This is a genomic window from Aeromicrobium wangtongii (assembly GCF_024584515.1).
GTDB lineage: Bacteria > Actinomycetota > Actinomycetes > Propionibacteriales > Nocardioidaceae > Aeromicrobium > Aeromicrobium wangtongii.
The window spans coordinates 488,900-506,440 of sequence record NZ_CP102173.1 but is presented as its reverse complement, the minus strand read 5'-3'; the positions used below and the strand labels follow the sequence as shown (position 1 = coordinate 506,440).

Below are 17,541 nucleotides of genomic sequence, written 5' to 3'. Positions count from 1 at the left end.
GGTCATCGCAGGGCGCGGCGCAGCGCGACGAGCAGGTGAAGCAGTCCCGCCGCGGACAGCAGCACGGCGATCGCCGCGGCCGCCGTCGCGATCCACCGGACGGCATCATCGGTCGCGGACACGAGCCCGGCCACTCCGCACAGGCCCGTGCCGAATGCGGCCACGATGACGCGCGACGGGCGTTCCCACACGGTGACGGCGCCGATCCCGGGCAGCCCGGCCGCGCGAGCGGATGCGCGTGCCGACTCCAGCAACAGCGTCACGATCCCCGCGGCGGCGCACAGCGCAACGGGCGCCCCCAGCAATGCCAGTGCCGCCAGCATCAGCAGGTCCGAGCACCGGTCCGCGACATCGTCCAGGACACGTCCCCAGGCCGACTCCGTGCCCTCCCACCGGGCGAGGGCGCCGTCGACGCCGTCGAGCACTGCTGCCGCCACGGCACACGCAGCCGCCGCGAGCGGCCAGCCGTCGCCGGCCCAGGCCAGCAGCGGCACCAGCAGCGAGACGACCAGTCCGGTGGCCGTGATCCAGCCCGGCGGGATGTGCCGCCCGGCGAGGCGTCCGGTCAGGCGGTGCACGATTGACAGCCAGCCGGCGATCCACACCGATGCCTCGGGATCCACCCCGCCGTGGGCAGTCGACCACTGCTCGCGGGCCACCGCCTCGTCGGCCGACGGCCGCCGGGCGGGGCGGCGACGTCCCGGCATCATCTGGCTCACGCTAGCACCGGCTCAGGCGGCCCCGCCGGATCCAGCCACGGCTCACGCGGCGCGGGCCGCCGGCGGCAACAGGTGGGCATCGCCTGTTCGCCAGGACGCCGGGTCCGGCCCGAGGCCGGACAGCGCGGCCACCTGCAGCCGGCACCACGTCGAGACCTCGAGCGTCCCGTCGAGCACCTGACTGCGGAACTGCTCCCACGGCTGCCACCTCACGTCGCCGACCTCGTCGGGGTTCGGTGCGATCTCGCCGGCCGGCCGCGCGACCAGCACGGGGCACATCTCGTTCTCCTGGATGCCGTGCATCGTCGCGGTGTACCGGAAATCGGGCAGGACCAGCCGGAGGTCCGCGAGCCCCAGGCCGAGCTCGTCCATCGCCCGTCGGCGGACCGCGGTCTCGATGTCCTCACCGGGTGCCGGATGGCCGCACACCGTGTTGGTCCACAGCCCCGGGAAGGTCGCCTTCGAGGCCGCGCGCTGGGTCAGCAGCAGCCGGTCGTCGGCGTCGAACACGTAGCAGGAGAACGCCAGGTGCAACGGCGTCGTGGCGTGGTGCACCTCGGACTTGGCCGCCGTCCCGATGCCGTGCCCGTGCTCGTCCAGCAGCACCACGTTCTCCGTCATCCGGTCACGCTAATCCGACCGCCCGCGCGGCGCCTCCCGAAACCGCCGCCTAGTGACGCGGCCGCAGCGTGGCGTTCGGTTGCTCATGTCTCATCGTGCCCGGCAGGTGCACAGTTCAGGACGACTCAGGCGTCCGGGTCGCGCCTGACGACCAGCAGCGCGATGTCGTCCCGGTTGCGCTCCGCCGGCATCGCGCCGGCCAGGATCGAGATGCAGTTGGCCTCCGCGGTCAAGGCCGCCGACAGGTTCGCCGCGACCAGCGCGATCCCCCGGTCGGGATCGATCGCCGCACCGGGATCGATGCGCTGCTCGATCATCCCGTCGGTGAAGAAGCACAGCACCTCGCCGGGCTCGACGGACACCTGCACCTCGGTCCGGCGCGTCGCGGGCTCCACCCCCAGCAGTGGGTCGTGCGGGACGTCCACCTGGGCCACGGCGCCGTCGCCGGCCAGCAGCGGGGCCCAGTGGCCGGCGCTGCTCACCGTGAATGTGTCGAAGGGGGCCGACGCCACCGCGAAGACGACCGTGGCCAGCATGCCGGCCTCGAAGTGGTCGATCTTGTGGTCGAGCATCTCCAGGACGCGCGCAGGGCTCTCCTCGATGAGGGCGTACGCGCGCAGGGCACTTCGGACGCGTCCCATGATGACGGCCGATCCGAGACCGTGCCCGAGCACGTCGCCCATCACGATGCCGACGCGGCCGCCCGGCAGCGAGAACACGTCGTACCAGTCACCGCCGAGGTCACCCTCGGCCGGCAGGTAGCGCCCGGCGATGTCCAGGCCGGGAATCCTCGGCGGGACCGTCGGGATCAGGCTGCGCTGCAGGACGAGGGCCGCGACGTGCTCCTCGACGAGGGCGCGGTCCTTGACGAACACCGCCAGGTCCTCGGCCCGCGCCGCCAACCGCTCGATGTCGTCCTGCGTGAAGGTCCGGGGCGTGAGCGAGCCGACGTGCAGCACGCCGATGACCATGCCGTCGGAGAGCAGGGGGACGCCCACCAGCGAACGGATACCGCGACGGTGCAGCATCGGGTTGACGACGTTGTCCGATCGCACCTCGTCCAGCACCAGGGGCACCGCCGTCGCGGCGATCGTGCCGGCGAACCCCTGACCCAGCGGCACGCGAGCGGACGTCCGCAGCGTCTCGTCCAGCCCGCAGGCCGCGACGGGCTCGAGCACGGAGCGGGTTGCGTCGAGCAGCAGCATGACCGACGAGTCGGCCTCGAGGTCTTCGCGGATCGCGACGAGGAGCTGGGTGACCTCGCCGCCGCGCTCTACTCGCAGACGGGTCTCAGACACATTCGATCCTTCGATTCATCCCGGTCGGCCCCTGGTCGCTCAAGGAATCGGTGACACCCAGTATCCCATCTACCGGGGGCTTCCGAGACCACAGGGCACCAGCGGGGCCCCGGCAGGGCTGGGAGCGACAGGGCCTCCTCACCAGGGCTCCTCAGCCCGCATGCTGTGGTCATGACATCCACGACGCATCACCAGGACGTTGCGTGAGCACGTTCGGCATCCTCGGCGCCGGTCAGGTCGGGACCACGCTCGCGCGGGTCGCGGTCGCGGCGGGCTATGACATCGTCATCGCCAACTCGCGCGGCCCGCAGACCCTGCACGATCTGGTCCGCGAGCTCGGCCCGAGGGCACGGGCCGCGTCGGCGTCCGACGCGGCGGCGGAGGCGGACTTCGCGATCCTGGCCTTCCCGTACGCACCGGACCACCGGCTGCCGGTCGAGGAGCTGGCCGGCAAGGTCGTGATCGACAACAACAACTACATGGTGTGGCGCGACGGCCACTTCCCCGAGGTCGACTCGGGGCGCAAGACGATCCACGAGCTGCGCCAGGAGCAGCTGCCGGACTCCAAGATCGTGAAGGCATTCACCCATGTCCAGTTCCACGAGCGGCATCCGATCCGCGTCCCGGAGGACCGGCAGCCGGCCATCGTCCGGCTGGCCCGGCCCGCCGGGCACCCCGAGCGCAAGGCGCTGGTCGCGTCCAGCGACCACCCGGAGGCCGTCGAGCTGGTGACCCGCCTGTACGACGACCTCGGCTTCGACATCGTCGACAACAGCCCGCTCAGCCAGTCGTGGCGCAGCGCTCCCGGGACGCCGATGTGGAGCCACGCCGTCGACGGACAGAGTCGCGACGAGCTCATCCGCAACCTGCAGCAGGCGCGCCACCCGCTCGGTTGACCTCCGCAGGCCCGCCCGGACAATGAACGAGGCTCGATGCTGCTCGCCTGGATCACCACGCTGGGCACCACGGCTCGCCCCGATCCTGAGCACATCCGGGCCGAGTAGGGCGGACCGGAGGACGTCAGCCGAAGAGGACCTCGACCGCGCGCGAGTCGGCGTACTCCTCGAACCGGGCGATCCGACCGTTCTCGACAGTCACGACCAGGCAGTTGGGGATTCGCACGGGATCACCGTCGGCGGTGGTGCCCACCGTGGTGGCTTGGAGGACCCAGCCGCCGTCGAAGACCTTGATCCGTGGGTTCTCCACCCGCAGGTCGGCGCCGGCGGCGTTGGCCCGGGTGCGCGACGGGGTCTGCTGGATCTTCGAGACCGTCTCGCTGGTGTTGTGCCAGGTCGCCACGTCCTCGGCGTACACGTCGTCGTCGGCCCGGTGCCCCGCCAGGAAGGCCGGCAACCACCTCTGCGCCAACGCGTACGCCTCGGCGATTCCGTCAGCCGAAGGGACCTCGATCAGCTCACTCATGGCTGCATCCTCTCCCGGGTGGCTCTCAGACCTAACGCCCCATGGGTTTTCAACGCGAAACTGCGGCCGGATCCAAGCGGTGGTCGCAACATCAGGCCGATCTGACTATTCGGACCGTAGCTCAGTGAGGACCTCGGCGGGAGTACGCCACTGGTGGCGTTTGCGGGGTCGGTTGTTCAGTTCGGTCGCGACGTAGTCGAGGTGACCAGGACCCCACTTGGACAGGTCGGCGCCCTTCGGGAAGTACTGGCGCAGCAGTGCCCTGGTCCCCGCGCATGTCCTGGATTTGCAGCAGAAAAGAGTGTCGGTGGCGACCACTAGGTTTGAGGTATGGCCACCACGACAGCACCGACGACGCAGTCGTTGTCGCACGCGGTCCGGTGGCAGTCCATGGCCGAGGCGCGCACCGTCGAGGCGATGATCGACTACCGCGACGCCGAGATGGCGCGCACCGCATTGATCGAGTCGTCGTTGCGGCGCAAGATCGAACGATCCGCGATCGCGTTGACCATCGGTGAGGCCACGGGGATGTCCGAGGCGCAGGTCCAGCTGCGGCTCTCGATCGCCGACCGGGTCCGCGCCAAGACCCCGCAGGTGTGGGACGCGTTCATCGACGGGCGCCTCGACTTCTCGAGGGTCCGTGACATCAGTGCGGCCATCGAGAAGCTCCGTCGTGACGAGTCCATCGCCCGCCTCGACAACCGGGTCCTGGCCTATGCGACCTCCCATACCGGGGCCGAGCTGCGGCAATGGCTGCGCCGGTTCGTCCAGCGGGTCGAGGCCGACCTGGCCGTCGAACGGGCTGAGGCAGAGCGCGCCGAACGCCATGTCTCGGTGGCTCACGGGGATGACGCGATGGCGTGGCTGAACGCCTACCTGCCCTCGCACCTGGCCGCGGCCATCGAAGCGCGACTGCGGACAGCAGCCCGCAAACCCGCTGATCCCGACGACGATCGCACCGTCGCCCAACGCGAAGCCGATCTCCTGGTCGCCTGGTGCACCAGCTCCGACGCCGCGACATCAGCGGTCGATGCCAACATCGCCGTCACCGTCGCCGCCGACGTCCTGGCTGGCGCGGCGGCCGGGTTCGCGGAGTCCACCGACGGCCGCTGGGCCGTTCCCGCATCGTGGATCGCCGACGTAGCCGCCACCGGCAGCACCTTCTGGCACCGCATCGTGGTCGACCCGGTCAAGGACGACGTCCTCTCCCACGAATACCTGGGCCGGTTCGCCCCAGACACCCTCGCGGCGGCGCTGCAGTTCCTACACGGGGTCTGCCAGGCACCCGGGTGCATGGTCCCGGCCGAACGGTGCGACCTCGACCACCGCATACCCCACCCACACGGTCCGACCACCGGCGACAACATGGGTCCGCTGTGCCGACGACACCACAACCTCAAAGGCCACGGCCTGCTGCACTGGTCCACCAGCCAACCCAGACCACCGACCAAGCCCATGGTCATCGAGATCTACCAGCCAGCGCCCACCATCGACGTGGAGTACGTCCCCGCCTGACGCGCGTGCGCCCGCGGTGCGCACATGTGTTGCCTGGAGCCTCCGACAGGATTCGAACCCGCGACATCCTTATTACAAGTAAGGCGCTCTACCAACTGAGCTACAGAGGCGTACGGACCGGAGTCCGAGATGCCATCGTAGTGGTCTGGAGCAATGGACGGTTCCGAGGCTCCGGTCGGGACCGTCAGGTCGCGTTGTCGCGGCAGCGCTGGAGGTATCCGGCGTCCACCCGGTCGTCGGGGTCAAGCGCCGGCATCGTCAGCTCGTCGCCGTCGCCGATCTTGACGAAGGCCTTCAGATCCTCGGCGGACTCGGCGACGTCGCCGCCGGGCACCAGCTCGTCGTCGAGGGCCAGGGCGCAGTCGCCGGCGCCGAACTCCTGCCAGCCTCCGCTGACGCCGAAGTCGGTCGTCGTGCCGGGATAGGCGCTGAGGCCGTGGACGCGCAGCACGCCGATGACCCTGGTCGGGGCGTCGTCGCCGAGGCGGACCTCGTAGGCCGCGCGGGTCTGCAGCTGCAGCACGACGAGCTGCTGGCCGTCGTCGTCGGTCTCGGTCGAGACTCTCCACGCGGTGGTGACGGCCGGGGCCCCGATGACCGTCACCTCGTCGGCGAAGACGTTCGCGACCGCCAGACCGGGCGAGACCGAGTCCTTGGTCTGCGTGCGCAGTGACGCGCCGACCTCGGCCGGCAATGCCCTGACGACATCGTCGACGGGGGTGGCGCTGTGCCACACGTCCCGGTCGACGGTCGTGGCAGTCGCCCAGTCGGCGAGGACGCCCGCCATGCGCTCGACCATCTCCGCCGAGAAGCCGGCCGGCGCCGCCGGGGCGGCGGCGACGTCGAGGACGCCGTCGGCCCGCGGCCAGTCGACGCCGACCGCGACCAGGTCGGCGGCGGCGTCGGTCGGGACGGCTTCGGCCGGCCGGGTCGGCTGGTCCGTCTCCGAGCCACTGGTGCAGCCCGACGCCACCAGCAGCACCGCCACGAGGGTCATCAGCAGGCTGCGCATCGCCCCAGTATCGATGCCCACCGCATGGATCCCCAGTGCGACATACTGGCGACGTGCCGTCTCCTTTCGAGCGCCTCCTGCAGGCGACCGCATCGCTGGACACCCCCTTCGCCCTGATCGACGCCCCAGCCCTGTGGGCCAATGCGGACGACCTGGTGCGCCGTGCAGGAGGGGTCAAGATCCGGGTCGCGAGCAAGTCGGTCCGCGTGCGCCGGGTCATCGACGAGACGCTCCAGCGACCTGGGTTCGCCGGGATCATGTCGTACTCCCTGGCCGAGTCGAACTGGCTGGCCGACGAGGGCCACGACGACATCCTGCTGGCGTACCCGACCACCAGCCGGCAGGGCCTGCACGACCTCGTGGCAGACGAGCGGCGCCGCACCGCGATCACGGTCATGGTCGACAGCACCGAGTCGCTGGACCACATCGACTCGCTGCTCGGCGGACCCGGCCACCCGCCGATCCGCGTGTGCATCGACGTCGACTCGTCGCTGAAGCTCGGCCCCGTCCACCTCGGGGTGCGCCGCTCCCCCGTCCACACCGCGCGCCAAGCCAAGAAGCTGGCCGCCGCGATCGAGCAGCGCCGCGGCTTCGACCTGGTCGGCCTGATGTTCTACGACGCGCAGATCGCCGGTCTGCCCGACTCCTCGCGCGCTGTGCGGCTGGTCAAGAAGCGCTCCGCCGCCGAGCTGCTGCACCGCCGCGCCAAGGTCGTGTCCGCGGTGAGCGAGCACGCCCGGCTCGAGATCGTCAACGCCGGCGGCACCGGGAGCCTCGAGGTCACCGGCCAGGACCCCGCCATCACCGAGCTCACTGCCGGATCCGGCCTGTTCTCCCCCGTGCTGTTCGACGGCTACGACGCCTTCACCTCCCGTCCCGCGGCGTACTTCGTGCTCTCGGTCGTCCGCAAGCCGGCCAAGGACATCGCGACGCTGTTCGCCGGTGGCTACATCGCGTCGGGCCCGACCAACAAGAACCGGCAACCCCTGCCCGTGTGGCCGACCGGGCTCACCCCGATCGGCACCGAGGGCGCCGGCGAGGTCCAGTCGCCGCTCAAGGGCAAGGCCGCGCGCGACCTGTCGATCGGCGACCGTGTCGTGCTGCGGTACGCCAAGGCCGGTGAGATGTGCGAGCGATTCGACCGGATCGCGATCGTGGAGGCCGACGGCAGCACCGAGATCGTGCCGACGTACCGGGGTGAGGGGAAGAACTTTGGCTGAGCACTGGCAGAACTGGGGCCGCAGCGCCGAGGCGCACCCCGTGCGGATCGCGCATCCGGCCTCGACCGCCGAGGTCGCCGCGGTCGTCCGGGACGCCGTCGCGGCCGGCCAGCAGGTCAAGGCCGTCGGCGCGAGCCACTCGTTCACCGCGATCGCGGCGACCGACGGGGTCCTGCTGCGGCTCGACCGCATGAACACGATCCTGGCGACCGACCACGCCACCGGCCGGGTGCGCGTGCAGGCCGGCATCTCGCTGCACGAGCTGAACCCGCAGCTGAAGGCTCGCGGGCTGGCGCTGGCCAATCTCGGTGACGTCGACCCGCAGTCCGTGGCAGGTGCCACCTCGACCGGCACCCACGGCACGGGCGGCAAGCTGTTCGGCATCTCCTCGTCCGTCGTCGGCGTCCAGGTCGTCACGGCCACCGGCGACGTCGTCGAGATCGACGAGCAGCACCCGTGGTTCGGCGCCGCCCGCGTCAGCCTCGGCGCGCTGGGGATCATCACCGAGGTGACGCTGCAGTGCGTCCCGGCGTTCCTGCTGCACGCCCGTGAGGAGCCCATGGCCCTGCCCGCGGTCATGGAGCAGGTCGACGACCTGGTCGCCGACAACGACCACTTCGAGTTCTACTGGTTCCCGCACACCGAGAAGACGCTGACCAAGCGCAACAACCCGGTCCCGGGCGGCACCGAGGCCCGTCCGCTCGGGCGGTTCAGGCACTGGCTGGACGACGAGTTCCTCAGCAACACCGTCTTCGAGGGGCTCAACCGGGTCGTGACCCATCGGCGGTCGTGGATCCCGCGCCTCAACGCCGTCGCGGGGTCGACGCTCAGCGCGCGCGAGTACGTCGACGACTCCTACAACGTGTTCGTGTCGCCGCGCACCGTCCGGTTCCGCGAGTCCGAGTTCGCGATGCCCCGCGAGGCGCTGCCGCACGTGCTCGGCGAGCTGGCGGCCTGGTTCGGCGCCGGGCACGAGAACATCTCGTTCCCCATCGAGGTGCGGTTCACGGCCGCCGACGACTCCTGGCTGTCCACGGGCCACGAGCGCGACAACTGCTACGTCGCGGTCCACCAGTACTGGCGCAGCCACTACGCGAGGTACTTCGCCGCGGCCCAGGACATCTTCACCGCGCACGAGGGACGCCCGCACTGGGGCAAGATCCACACCCTCGACGCGGGCTACTTCGCCCAGCGTTACTCCCGCTTCGACGACTTCGTGGCGGTGCGCGACGAGATCGACCCCGGCCGGACGTTCAGCAACCCCTACCTCGACCGCGTCCTCGGCTGACATGGACGAAGCAGCGGTCCCCGTCTTCTTCTCCCTGCTGTTCCCCGCAGGGCTCCTGCTGTTCGGCCTGTTCGTCGCGGTGCTGCTGTTCGCGATGCGCCGCCGACCGCACTCAGGCACCGGCATGCGCCTGACCGAGCCGCGGTCCGACGGCTCCCGTGGGCTGATCGGTGGCACGTGGAACGCGATGCTCCACGGCAACGATCTCGCCGGGGCCCTGGGTGTCACGCTGGGCGCCGAGGCCGGCCGGCTCGAGCTCTCCGAGGGGATCTTGTCGTTCTTCCCCGCGGATGCCGAGGTGGCGGCCTGGGCGGTGCCGTGCGCCCAGCTGGGTGTCGGACGCGGCGTCATCGGCCCGGTCCGCTTGGTCGGCCCGACGTGGACGATCCACTGCACCGTCAGCCATGAGCGGATCAACCGCTTCTCGCGCAACACCATGAAGACCCTGCGCGAGCAGGGCTACGCCAAGGAGTTCGTCGCGGCGCTGCAGGCGTACGGCGCCCACCCCGCCTGACCGCGTCCGCGATACAAGACGCGTCGATCCGCGGCGTGCGCGCGCGCCAGACTCGAGGCCATGAGCTTGACGTTCGACTGGTTCCTGCCCACGACCGGCGACAGCCGTGCCCTGGTCGGTGGGGGGCACAGCGTGCCGACCGACCTCGGGCGTGAGGGTGGCCCGCTGGACACCGCGGGCCGGTTCCGCGAGCCCGATCTGAAGTACCTCGTGCAGGTGGCCCGCACGGCCGAGGACCTCGGCTTCGACGCCGTCCTGACGCCGACCGGCACACCCTGCGAGGACGCCTGGGTCGTCGCGTCGGCGCTCATCCCCGAGACCGAGCGGCTCAAGTTCCTCATCGCCCTGCGTCCGGGGCTGATCTCACCGACGCTGCTGGCCCAGATGGCCTCCACCTTCCAGCGTCTGTCCGGCGACCGGCTGCTGCTCAACGTCGTCGTCGGTGGCGACCCGTCCGAGCAGCTGCGCTTCGGCGACCGCGTGCAGAAGGACGACCGGTACGCCCGGGCGGCGGAGTTCCTGCAGGTCTTCCGGGGCGCCTTCACGGAGGCCGGCAGCACCTTCCGCGGCGAGCACTACGACGTCCAGGACGCCCGCACCCGTCGCCCCGCCCGGGTGCCGCAGATCTACCTCGGCGGCTCGTCGGCCGCCGCCGGCCCGGTCACCGCGGCCCACACGGACGTCTACCTGACGTGGGGCGAGCCGCCGGGAGCCGTGGCCGACAAGATCGCCTGGATCCGCAAGCTCGCCGACGAGCAGGGCCGCACCGTGCGCTTCGGCGTCCGGCTGCACACCATCAGCCGTGACCACTCCCAGGACGCCTGGCAGATCGCCGACCGCATGCTCGCCGGGCTCGACCCGGCCCAGGTCGCGCAGGCACAGGAGGCGCTCGCGGCCAGCGAGTCCGAAGGGCAGAAGCGCATGCGCGAGCTGCACGGCGGCGCCTTCGACCGCGCCGACGCCCGCTCGCTCGAGGTGCACCCCGGGCTCTGGGCGGGCGTCGGACTGATGCGCAGCGGCGCCGGCACCGCCCTGGTCGGCAGCCACACCGAGGTCGCCGACCTCATCGGGGAGTATGCCGAGATCGGCATCGACGAGTTCGTGATGTCCGGCTACCCGCACGTCGAGGAGGCGTACTGGTTCGCCGAGGGCGTCCTGCCGATCCTGCGCAAGCGGGACGTCATCCCGGGCGTGGCATCTGCGCCACGCCCGGGATGACGTCCCGGCCTTGCTGTGCTGAGGCCTACCGCACCGCGGCACGCCGGCGGGCCGGCACGCACGCCGCGAGGGCCACACCCAGCAGCGCCGCGAAGGCGCCGATGAAGAAGCACCAGCGGAACGCCGACTCGCTCGGCAGCTCGATCCCTCCGAAGGCCACGGTGTTGCTGGTCAGCACGGTCGCCATCACGGCCGCGGCGATCGTCGTGCCCGCCGAACGTGCCAACGAGTTGAGCCCGACCGCCGCAGCGGCCTCGTGCGGCGGGGTCGAGTCCAGGATGAGGGTGGGCATCGCGGCGTATCCGATGCCGACGCCGGCCGTGGCGATGCACGAGGCGATCAGCAGCTGCCACGGCGCACCCATGAGGACTGTCGACGCGAGATAGCCCGCCGCGAGCACCGCGGCCCCGATCATGAGCGCGATCCGTGCGCCGAGCGTGCTGATGATCCGGCTCGAGACCGGAGCGAACAGCATCATCGCAAGACCGGCCGGGGCCATCCACAGACCCGCGGCGAGGATCGTCTGGCCCAGTCCGAAGCCGGTCTCCTTCGGCAGCTGCAGCAGCTGCGGGACGACGATCGACTGCGCCATCATGCCGAAGCCCACGGCGAGCGCGGCCAGGTTGGTCATGAGGACGGCCGGCTTGGCCGATGCGCGCAGGTCGACCAGGGGATCGTCCTGCCGCAGCTCGAACATGCCCCACAGCACGAGGACGACGATGCCGCCGACGATCATGCCGATCGTGCGACCCGAGGCCCAGCCCCAGTCGTTGGCCTTGGACAGACCGACCAGGAACGACACGAGGCCGACCGCGAGACCCAGCGCACCCGCAGCGTCCAGGCGGCCCTCGTGGGCGTCGTGGACGTGCGGGACGAGCGCGATGACGCCCACCATCATCAGCACGCCGGCTCCGGCGGCGACCCAGAACAGCGTGTGCCAGCTCCCGATGTCGACGATCCAGGCGGCCAGCGGCAGGCCGATCGCACCGCCGACGCCGAGGGTCGCGCTCATCGAGGCGACCGCCGTGGACGTCATGTGCGGTGGGGTGATCTCACGGATCAAGGAGATGCCGACCGGGATGAATCCCATCGCAGCGCCTTGCAGGCCTCGGCCGATCAGCACGGGCATCAGGGTGCTCGACAGTGCGGTGACCACCGAGCCGACCACCAGCAGCGCCGCACAGGCCACCAGCAGGCGCTGCTTGCCGTACAGGTCCGCCAGGCGGCCCGCGACCGGCATCGAGACCGCCGCGGCCAGCAGCGTGATCGTCACGACCCACGAGGCGTTCGACGCGCTCGTGTCCAGCAGCTGCGGCAGCTCGCTCTGGATCGGGATGACCAGGGTCTGGGTCAGGGCGGCGCTCAGGCCACCGAAGCACAGGGCTGCCACGGCCAGGACCGGCGTGCGCGCGATCTCTGTTTCAGGTTGTGTCACTTGTTCTCCTCGTTCGACCTGAGAACGATACAGACAGATGCGTGACGCAACCGATTCAGAGCCCTCCGCGAGGGTGTGACGTCAGTGACAGTCGGTCAGTCCCGCTGCTGGCTGATCGCGTACAGAGCGATGCCCGCTGCGACACCGGCGTTCAGCGACTCCAGCCCGGTCGACATCGGGATCGACACGATCTCGTCACAGGTCTCCCCCACGAGCCGCGACAGGCCCTTGCCCTCGCTGCCGATCACGACGACCAGCGGGCCGTCGATCATCTGCGACTCGGCGATGTCGACCGTACCGTCGGCGGCCAGGCCGATGACCATGCAGCCATCGTCCTGGAACTGCTTCAGCGTGCGGGTGATGTTGGTGACGCGGGCGACGGGCACGCGGGCGGCAGCGCCGGCGGACGTCTTCCAGGCCGCGGCGGTGATCTGCGCGGCACGACGCTCCGGGATGACGACGCCGTGCGCGCCGAAGCCCGAGGCCGAGCGGATGATCGCGCCCAGGTTGCGGGGATCGGTGATGCCGTCGAGCACCAGGATCAGGGCCGGCTCGTCGCGCTCGGCCGCGAGATCCATCAGGTCCTGCGGATCGGCGTACTCGTAGGCGTTGAGCTTGGCGGCGATGCCCTGGTGGACGGCGCCACCGGTGAGCTTGTCCAGCTCGACGCGGCCGATCTCCAGCAGGCTGACGTGCTGCTCGGCGGCGAGCTTGAAGATCTCGCGGATCTTCTCGTCGCGGTCGGTGCCCTCGGCCACGTACAGCGCGTGCACCGGCACGGTCGCGCGCAGCAGCTCGAGCACCGAGTTGCGTCCCGCGACCCACTCGGCGGCCTCGCCCTGCTTGCGCTTGGGGCGGGCCTGCTCGCGCTTGGCGGTCGCGTTCTTCATCTTGTACAGCTTGTGGTTCGGCCGGTCCTCGGCGCGCGGCGTCGGGCCCTTGCCCTCGAGTCCCTGCCGGCGGCGTCCACCCGATCCTGCGGTGGGGTTGCCCTTTCCGGTCTTCTTGATGGCGCCCTTGCGCTTGCTGTTTCCTGGCATGGTCCTATGAGCCCTTCACGGACCAGCGCGCACCCTGCGGCGTGTCCTCGATGTCGATGCCGGCCGCCGTGAGCTGATCACGCACGCGGTCTGCGTTCGCGAAGTCCTTGGCGGCACGTGCCTCCTGGCGCTGCTCGAGCAGACCCTCGACGAGGGTGTCGATCACCTGCGCATAGGCCGCATCGTCACCCCCACGATCCCACGTGGAGGACAGAGGATCCAAACCGAGCACGTCGAGCATGCCGCGAACCTGTGCCAGGACGGCTCCGAGCTCACCGGATGCGCCACCCGCGAGCAGCGAGTTGCCGTCCGAGATGCGGCCCTGGAGCACCGCCACCGCCGCCGGGACGGACAGGTCGTCGTCCATCGCCGCGGCGAAGGCCTCGGGCACGTCGCCCACCTCGCCGGAGCCGACCAGCGCGGCAGCGCGCTTGACGAAGCCCTCGATGCGCTGGAAGGCCGTCGCGGCCTCGGCCAGCGACTCCTCGGAGAACTCCACGATCGAGCGGTAGTGCGAGGCCGCCAGGTAGTAGCGCAGGTCGATGGGCCGCACCCGCTTGACGACCTCGCTGACCATCAAGGTGTTGCCGACCGACTTCGACATCTTGGCGCCCGCCAGGTTCAGCATCGCGTTGTGCATCCAGTACCGGGCGAATGGCTGGCCGGCCGCCCGGGACTGCGCGAGCTCGTTCTCGTGGTGCGGGAAGCGCAGGTCCAGGCCGCCGCCGTGGATGTCGAACTCGCGGCCGAGGTACTTCGCGGCCATCGCCGAGCACTCCAGGTGCCACCCGGGACGTCCACGGCCCCACGGCGTCGCCCAGGAGGCCGACTCCGGGTCGCCGTCCTTGTGCCCCTTCCACAAGGCGAAGTCACGGCCGTCGCGCTTGCCCTCGAGCGGGGCGTCCTCGGCCGGCAGCATGTCGTCGACCTTCTGGTTCGACAGCTCGCCGTACGCGGGCCACGACCGGACGTCGAAGTAGACATCGCCCGAGCCGTCGTCCGCCGCGTAGGCGTGACCGCGCTCGATGAGGGTCTGCATCATCTCGATCATCTCGGGCACGACCCCGGTCGCGCGCGGCTCGTACGTCGGCGGGACGCAGCCCAGCACCTCGTACGCCGCGTGCAGCGCACGCTCGTTCTCGTAGGCGACGGCGAACCACGGGCGGCCCTGCTCGACGGCCTTGGCCAGGATCTTGTCGTCGATGTCGGTCACGTTCGCGACGATCGAGACCTCCAGGCCCGAGCGCTCCAGCCACCGGCGGAGGACGTCGAACACGACCTCCTTGCGGATGTGGCCGATGTGCGGGGGGCCCTGCACCGTCAGGCCGCAGTGATAGATCGAGACCCGACCGGGGACGACCGGGTCGAGCGCGCGGATCTGCCGGGACGCGGTGTCATACAGGTGAAATGCCACGCCTCAACCCTATCGGCTCGCGGCGGCCCGGCTTCGCAGTCGATCTGGGTTCGGCTGTCACATCCGCCCCACACGTCCCATCTGGCACCTACCATGGTGAGATGCGCCGCATCCTTCCCGCTCTTGCCGCCGTCGTCGTCGGCCTGGCCCTCGTGCCGGCCCCGCCCGCCGCGGCGGCCGCCGATCAGTCCTCGCTGACCCGCTGGACCACGACCGGCGACTTCGGCCGTGGCACCTCCAAGGGCCTGGCCGCGAAGTCCGGCCGGATGACGATCGGCACCGGGACATCGGTCACCAAGTACAAGGACCCGCGCGTGTCCGGCGGCAAGAAGTCGTACGACAAGGGCTCGTGGCAGAGCCCGTGGCAGTCGGTCGGGTTCGACGCGAGGACGCTGATCCCGTCGTGGAGCATCACGACGCCGGGCGGGACCTGGGCGCGCATCGACGTCCGCGTCCGCAACGGGACGACCGTCGGCAGCTGGGACACCGTCGCCCGCTGGTCCAACGGCACCTCGCGGGTCAAGCGCTCGTCGTACTCCAGCCAGACCGACGACCTGGCCCGCGTCTCGACCGACGTCGTGACCGCGAATGCGGGCAAGAACTTCAACCGGTACCAGGTGCGGGTGATGCTGCACCGCCCCAAGGGCAGCAAGTCCACCCCGACGCTGCACGCGGTCAACGCCGTCGCGGCCTCCTACGCGACGCGCTCGGCCCCCACCAGCGCCACCACCATGACCGCCACTACCGACCTGGCCGTGCCCGCCTCGTCCCAGATGATCCACCGCGGCCACTTCCCGCAGTGGGGCGGCGGTGGCGAGGCCTGGTGCTCGCCGACCTCGACGTCGATGGTCATGCGCTTCTTCGGCAAGGGCCCCAAGAAGTCCGCATACTCCTTCTCCAAGGGCGCCGACTCCTTCGTCGACCACGCGGCTCGGTACACCTACGACCACCAGTACAAGGGCACCGGCAACTGGCCTTTCAACACCGCCTACGCGGCCGGCTACTCACTGGACACCTTCGTGACGCGGCTGGACTCCCTGCGTGACGCCGAGGCCTACATCAAGGCCGGCATCCCCCTGGTCGCGTCAGTCGCCTTCGGCCGCGGGCAGCTGAACGGCTCGCCGATCTCGTCCACCCCGGGCCACCTCATGGTGATCCGCGGCTTCACGAGCAGCGGCCAGGTCATCGCCAACGACCCGGCCGGGTCGAAGAACTCCGCGGTGCGTCGCGTCTACTCACGCGCGCAGTTCGAGAAGGCTTGGCTGGGCGGCAGCGGCGGCGTCGTGTACGTCATCCGCCCCACCAGCGTCGCCCTTCCGGGCTAGTCCACCTCGACGCTGACGCTGTCGTAGCCGGTCGCGCCGTCCGGCAGAACGTCCGCCCGCTCGGACGTCTGCGTGGTGCCGTCCTGGTCGGTGGCGCGCACCTGGATCGTGTGGCGCCCCGGCTCGGCGTCCCAGCCCAGGCGCCACTGCACCCACGTGTCGATGTTCGGGACGCCCGCGAGCGTCGCCTCGCGCCACGGCCCGTCGTCGACCGCGACCTCGACCTTCTGAACGCCGACGCGCTGGGCCCACGCGACCCCCGCGATGACCGACGTCCCCGCCGCGACCGTGCTGCCCTCGCGCGGCACGTCGATGCGTGACTGCGTCTTGATCGGCCCGCGCTCGCCCCAGCCCCGCTGCGTCCAGTACGCCTGGAAGTCCGCGAACCGGGTGACCTCCCACTCGGTGACCCACTTGGTCGCCGAGACGTAGCCGTACAGGCCCGGCACGACCTGACGGACCGGGAAGCCGTGCGCGATCGGCAGCGGCTCACCGTTCATGGTCAGGGCCAGCAGGGCGTCGCGGCCATCGGTCAGCGCGCGCAGCGGGGTGCCGCACGTCCACCCGTCGTCGGACGTCGACAGCAGCGCGTCGGCGCCGGCCTGCACCCCGACCTCGTCGAGGATGTCCTTGATCGGCACGCCTCCCCACACGGTGTTGCCGACCAGGTCACCACCGACGGGGTTGGAGACGCAGCACAGCGTGATCCACGCATCGCTGAGTCCGCGGTCCACCAGGTCCTGGTAGGTCAGGGTGAGCTCGCGGTCGACCATGCCGTGGATGCGCAGCGTCCAGCTGGCCGGATCGATCAGCGGCGGGCTCAGCGCGGTGTCGATGCGGTAGAAGTCGCGGTTGGGCGTCAGCCACGGGCCCAGGCCCTTGACGCCCAGGTCGACGCCGGCCGGCACGCCCTCCGCCCGCACGGGCAGCGTGAGCGCAGCGCGGACCTTCTCGATGGCCTGCCGGCGTCGGTGCCGCGCGGCCAGCACCTGGCCCGCGCCACCGACGACGACAGTCGCCAGGCCGATCACCGCAGCGGTGCGCAGGAACCTGCGCCGCGAGAGATTCACCCCGGCTGCATCCTGGTCGCGCAGCAGCAGCTGCAGCACGCCCACGACGACGACCCCGCCGGCGACGGCGGCGAACACGCCCGCAGGCGACGCATAGGGGCGGGACAGCACCGATGCGGCGGCCAGGACGACGAACAGCGCCACGAGTCCGCCGGCGACCAGCCGCCGCCCCAGCCACAGCGTGCCCACCAGCGCGCCGATCAGCAGGACCGCGATCACCACGCTGGTGACCGCGAGCGGCTTGTCCTTGGTCCCGACCACGTTGATGATCGCCTCGGCGATCGGGCCGGGCGTCAGCGCGATGACCGACTGGCCCACCGACACGAGCGGGGACTCGCGCAAGTCGAGAACGGCCGCCAGCCCTTCGGTGGCCGCCATCGCCGCCGCGGCAGCCAGGACGCCGGCTGCGGCGGTCATTCGATCTCTCACA

The 17,541-nt window shown here is 70.8% G+C and carries 16 protein-coding genes, 1 tRNA gene and 1 pseudogene; 7 read left to right on the top strand and 11 right to left on the bottom strand.

The window, feature by feature from the left end; genetic code table 11:
• Window positions 1-2 precede the first annotated feature (2 nt).
• The 3 genes from NQV15_RS02605 to NQV15_RS02595 all read right to left on the bottom strand — a co-directional run bounded on the left by NQV15_RS02605 (window position 3) and on the right by NQV15_RS02595 (window position 2,638).
• Window positions 3-710, bottom strand: a complete 708-nt coding sequence (locus tag NQV15_RS02605) for a CDP-alcohol phosphatidyltransferase family protein (protein WP_232398047.1) — start codon at window positions 708-710, stop codon at window positions 3-5.
• A gap of 51 nt (window positions 711-761) precedes the next feature.
• Entirely contained in the window at window positions 762-1,340 is a 579-nt protein-coding gene (idi, locus tag NQV15_RS02600; protein ID WP_232398046.1) for an isopentenyl-diphosphate Delta-isomerase, read from the bottom strand.
• Between the two features lie 125 nt (window positions 1,341-1,465).
• Window positions 1,466-2,638, bottom strand: a complete 1,173-nt coding sequence (locus tag NQV15_RS02595) for a PP2C family protein-serine/threonine phosphatase (protein WP_232398045.1) — start codon at window positions 2,636-2,638, stop codon at window positions 1,466-1,468.
• Window positions 2,639-2,841: 203 nt separating this feature from the next.
• Between NQV15_RS02595 and NQV15_RS02590 the strand changes: the two genes are divergently transcribed.
• Complete coding sequence (locus tag NQV15_RS02590) at window positions 2,842-3,534, top strand: NADPH-dependent F420 reductase (protein ID WP_232398044.1); 693 nt, start codon at window positions 2,842-2,844, stop codon at window positions 3,532-3,534.
• 124 nt (window positions 3,535-3,658) lie between these two features.
• Here the strand turns inward: NQV15_RS02590 and NQV15_RS02585 are convergent, their stop codons facing one another.
• A complete protein-coding gene (locus tag NQV15_RS02585; protein WP_232398043.1) occupies window positions 3,659-4,060 on the bottom strand; it encodes a nuclear transport factor 2 family protein in 402 nt (133 codons plus the stop codon).
• A gap of 105 nt (window positions 4,061-4,165) precedes the next feature.
• Window positions 4,166-4,327, bottom strand: a pseudogene (locus NQV15_RS02580) (IS30 family transposase); the annotation flags it as partial.
• Window positions 4,328-4,390: 63 nt separating this feature from the next.
• Here NQV15_RS02580 and NQV15_RS02575 point away from each other — a divergent pair.
• Window positions 4,391-5,575, top strand: a complete 1,185-nt coding sequence (locus NQV15_RS02575; protein ID WP_232398042.1) for an HNH endonuclease signature motif containing protein — start codon at window positions 4,391-4,393, stop codon at window positions 5,573-5,575.
• 34 nt (window positions 5,576-5,609) lie between these two features.
• Here NQV15_RS02575 and NQV15_RS02570 read toward each other — a convergent pair.
• A tRNA-Thr gene (locus NQV15_RS02570) sits at window positions 5,610-5,685 on the bottom strand.
• Window positions 5,686-5,759: 74 nt separating this feature from the next.
• Window positions 5,760-6,587 (bottom strand): hypothetical protein, encoded by an 828-nt coding sequence (locus tag NQV15_RS02565; RefSeq protein WP_232398041.1) that lies wholly within the window; start codon window positions 6,585-6,587, stop codon window positions 5,760-5,762.
• Between the two features lie 53 nt (window positions 6,588-6,640).
• Between NQV15_RS02565 and NQV15_RS02560 the strand changes: the two genes are divergently transcribed.
• Genes NQV15_RS02560 through NQV15_RS02545 form a run of 4 tightly spaced genes read left to right on the top strand, consistent with a single transcriptional unit; the run spans window position 6,641 to window position 10,827 of the window.
• Window positions 6,641-7,807, top strand: a complete 1,167-nt coding sequence (locus NQV15_RS02560; protein WP_232398040.1) for an amino acid deaminase/aldolase — start codon at window positions 6,641-6,643, stop codon at window positions 7,805-7,807.
• On the top strand, window positions 7,800-9,095 hold the full coding sequence (locus tag NQV15_RS02555) for a D-arabinono-1,4-lactone oxidase (RefSeq protein ID WP_232398039.1): 1,296 nt from the start codon (window positions 7,800-7,802) through the stop codon (window positions 9,093-9,095). Before NQV15_RS02560 ends, NQV15_RS02555 begins: the two co-directional genes overlap by 8 nt.
• A 1-nt stretch (window position 9,096) precedes the next feature.
• Window positions 9,097-9,609, top strand: a complete 513-nt coding sequence (locus tag NQV15_RS02550) for a hypothetical protein (RefSeq protein ID WP_232398038.1) — start codon at window positions 9,097-9,099, stop codon at window positions 9,607-9,609.
• A 60-nt stretch (window positions 9,610-9,669) separates the two neighbouring features.
• On the top strand, window positions 9,670-10,827 hold the full coding sequence (locus NQV15_RS02545) for an LLM class flavin-dependent oxidoreductase (RefSeq protein ID WP_257125084.1): 1,158 nt from the start codon (window positions 9,670-9,672) through the stop codon (window positions 10,825-10,827).
• Window positions 10,828-10,852: 25 nt separating this feature from the next.
• On the opposite strand, the gene NQV15_RS02540 is transcribed toward NQV15_RS02545, so the two are convergent.
• The 3 genes from NQV15_RS02540 to cysS all read right to left on the bottom strand — a co-directional run bounded on the left by NQV15_RS02540 (window position 10,853) and on the right by cysS (window position 14,716).
• Entirely contained in the window at window positions 10,853-12,262 is a 1,410-nt protein-coding gene (locus NQV15_RS02540; RefSeq protein ID WP_232398036.1) for an MFS transporter, read from the bottom strand.
• Between the two features lie 95 nt (window positions 12,263-12,357).
• A complete protein-coding gene (gene rlmB / locus NQV15_RS02535) occupies window positions 12,358-13,302 on the bottom strand; it encodes a 23S rRNA (guanosine(2251)-2'-O)-methyltransferase RlmB (RefSeq protein WP_232398035.1) in 945 nt (314 codons plus the stop codon).
• 4 nt (window positions 13,303-13,306) lie between these two features.
• On the bottom strand, window positions 13,307-14,716 hold the full coding sequence (gene cysS, locus NQV15_RS02530) for a cysteine--tRNA ligase (RefSeq protein ID WP_232398034.1): 1,410 nt from the start codon (window positions 14,714-14,716) through the stop codon (window positions 13,307-13,309).
• Window positions 14,717-14,817: 101 nt separating this feature from the next.
• On the opposite strand from cysS, the gene NQV15_RS02525 reads away from it, so the two are divergent.
• Entirely contained in the window at window positions 14,818-16,041 is a 1,224-nt protein-coding gene (locus NQV15_RS02525; RefSeq protein ID WP_232398033.1) for a peptidase C39 family protein, read from the top strand.
• Here the strand turns inward: NQV15_RS02525 and NQV15_RS02520 are convergent.
• Window positions 16,038-17,540, bottom strand: coding sequence for a molybdopterin-dependent oxidoreductase (locus NQV15_RS02520; RefSeq protein WP_232398032.1), 1,503 nt, complete (start codon window positions 17,538-17,540; stop codon window positions 16,038-16,040). The two genes, NQV15_RS02525 and NQV15_RS02520, sit on opposite strands and share 4 nt — an antisense overlap.
• Window position 17,541 lies beyond the last annotated feature (1 nt).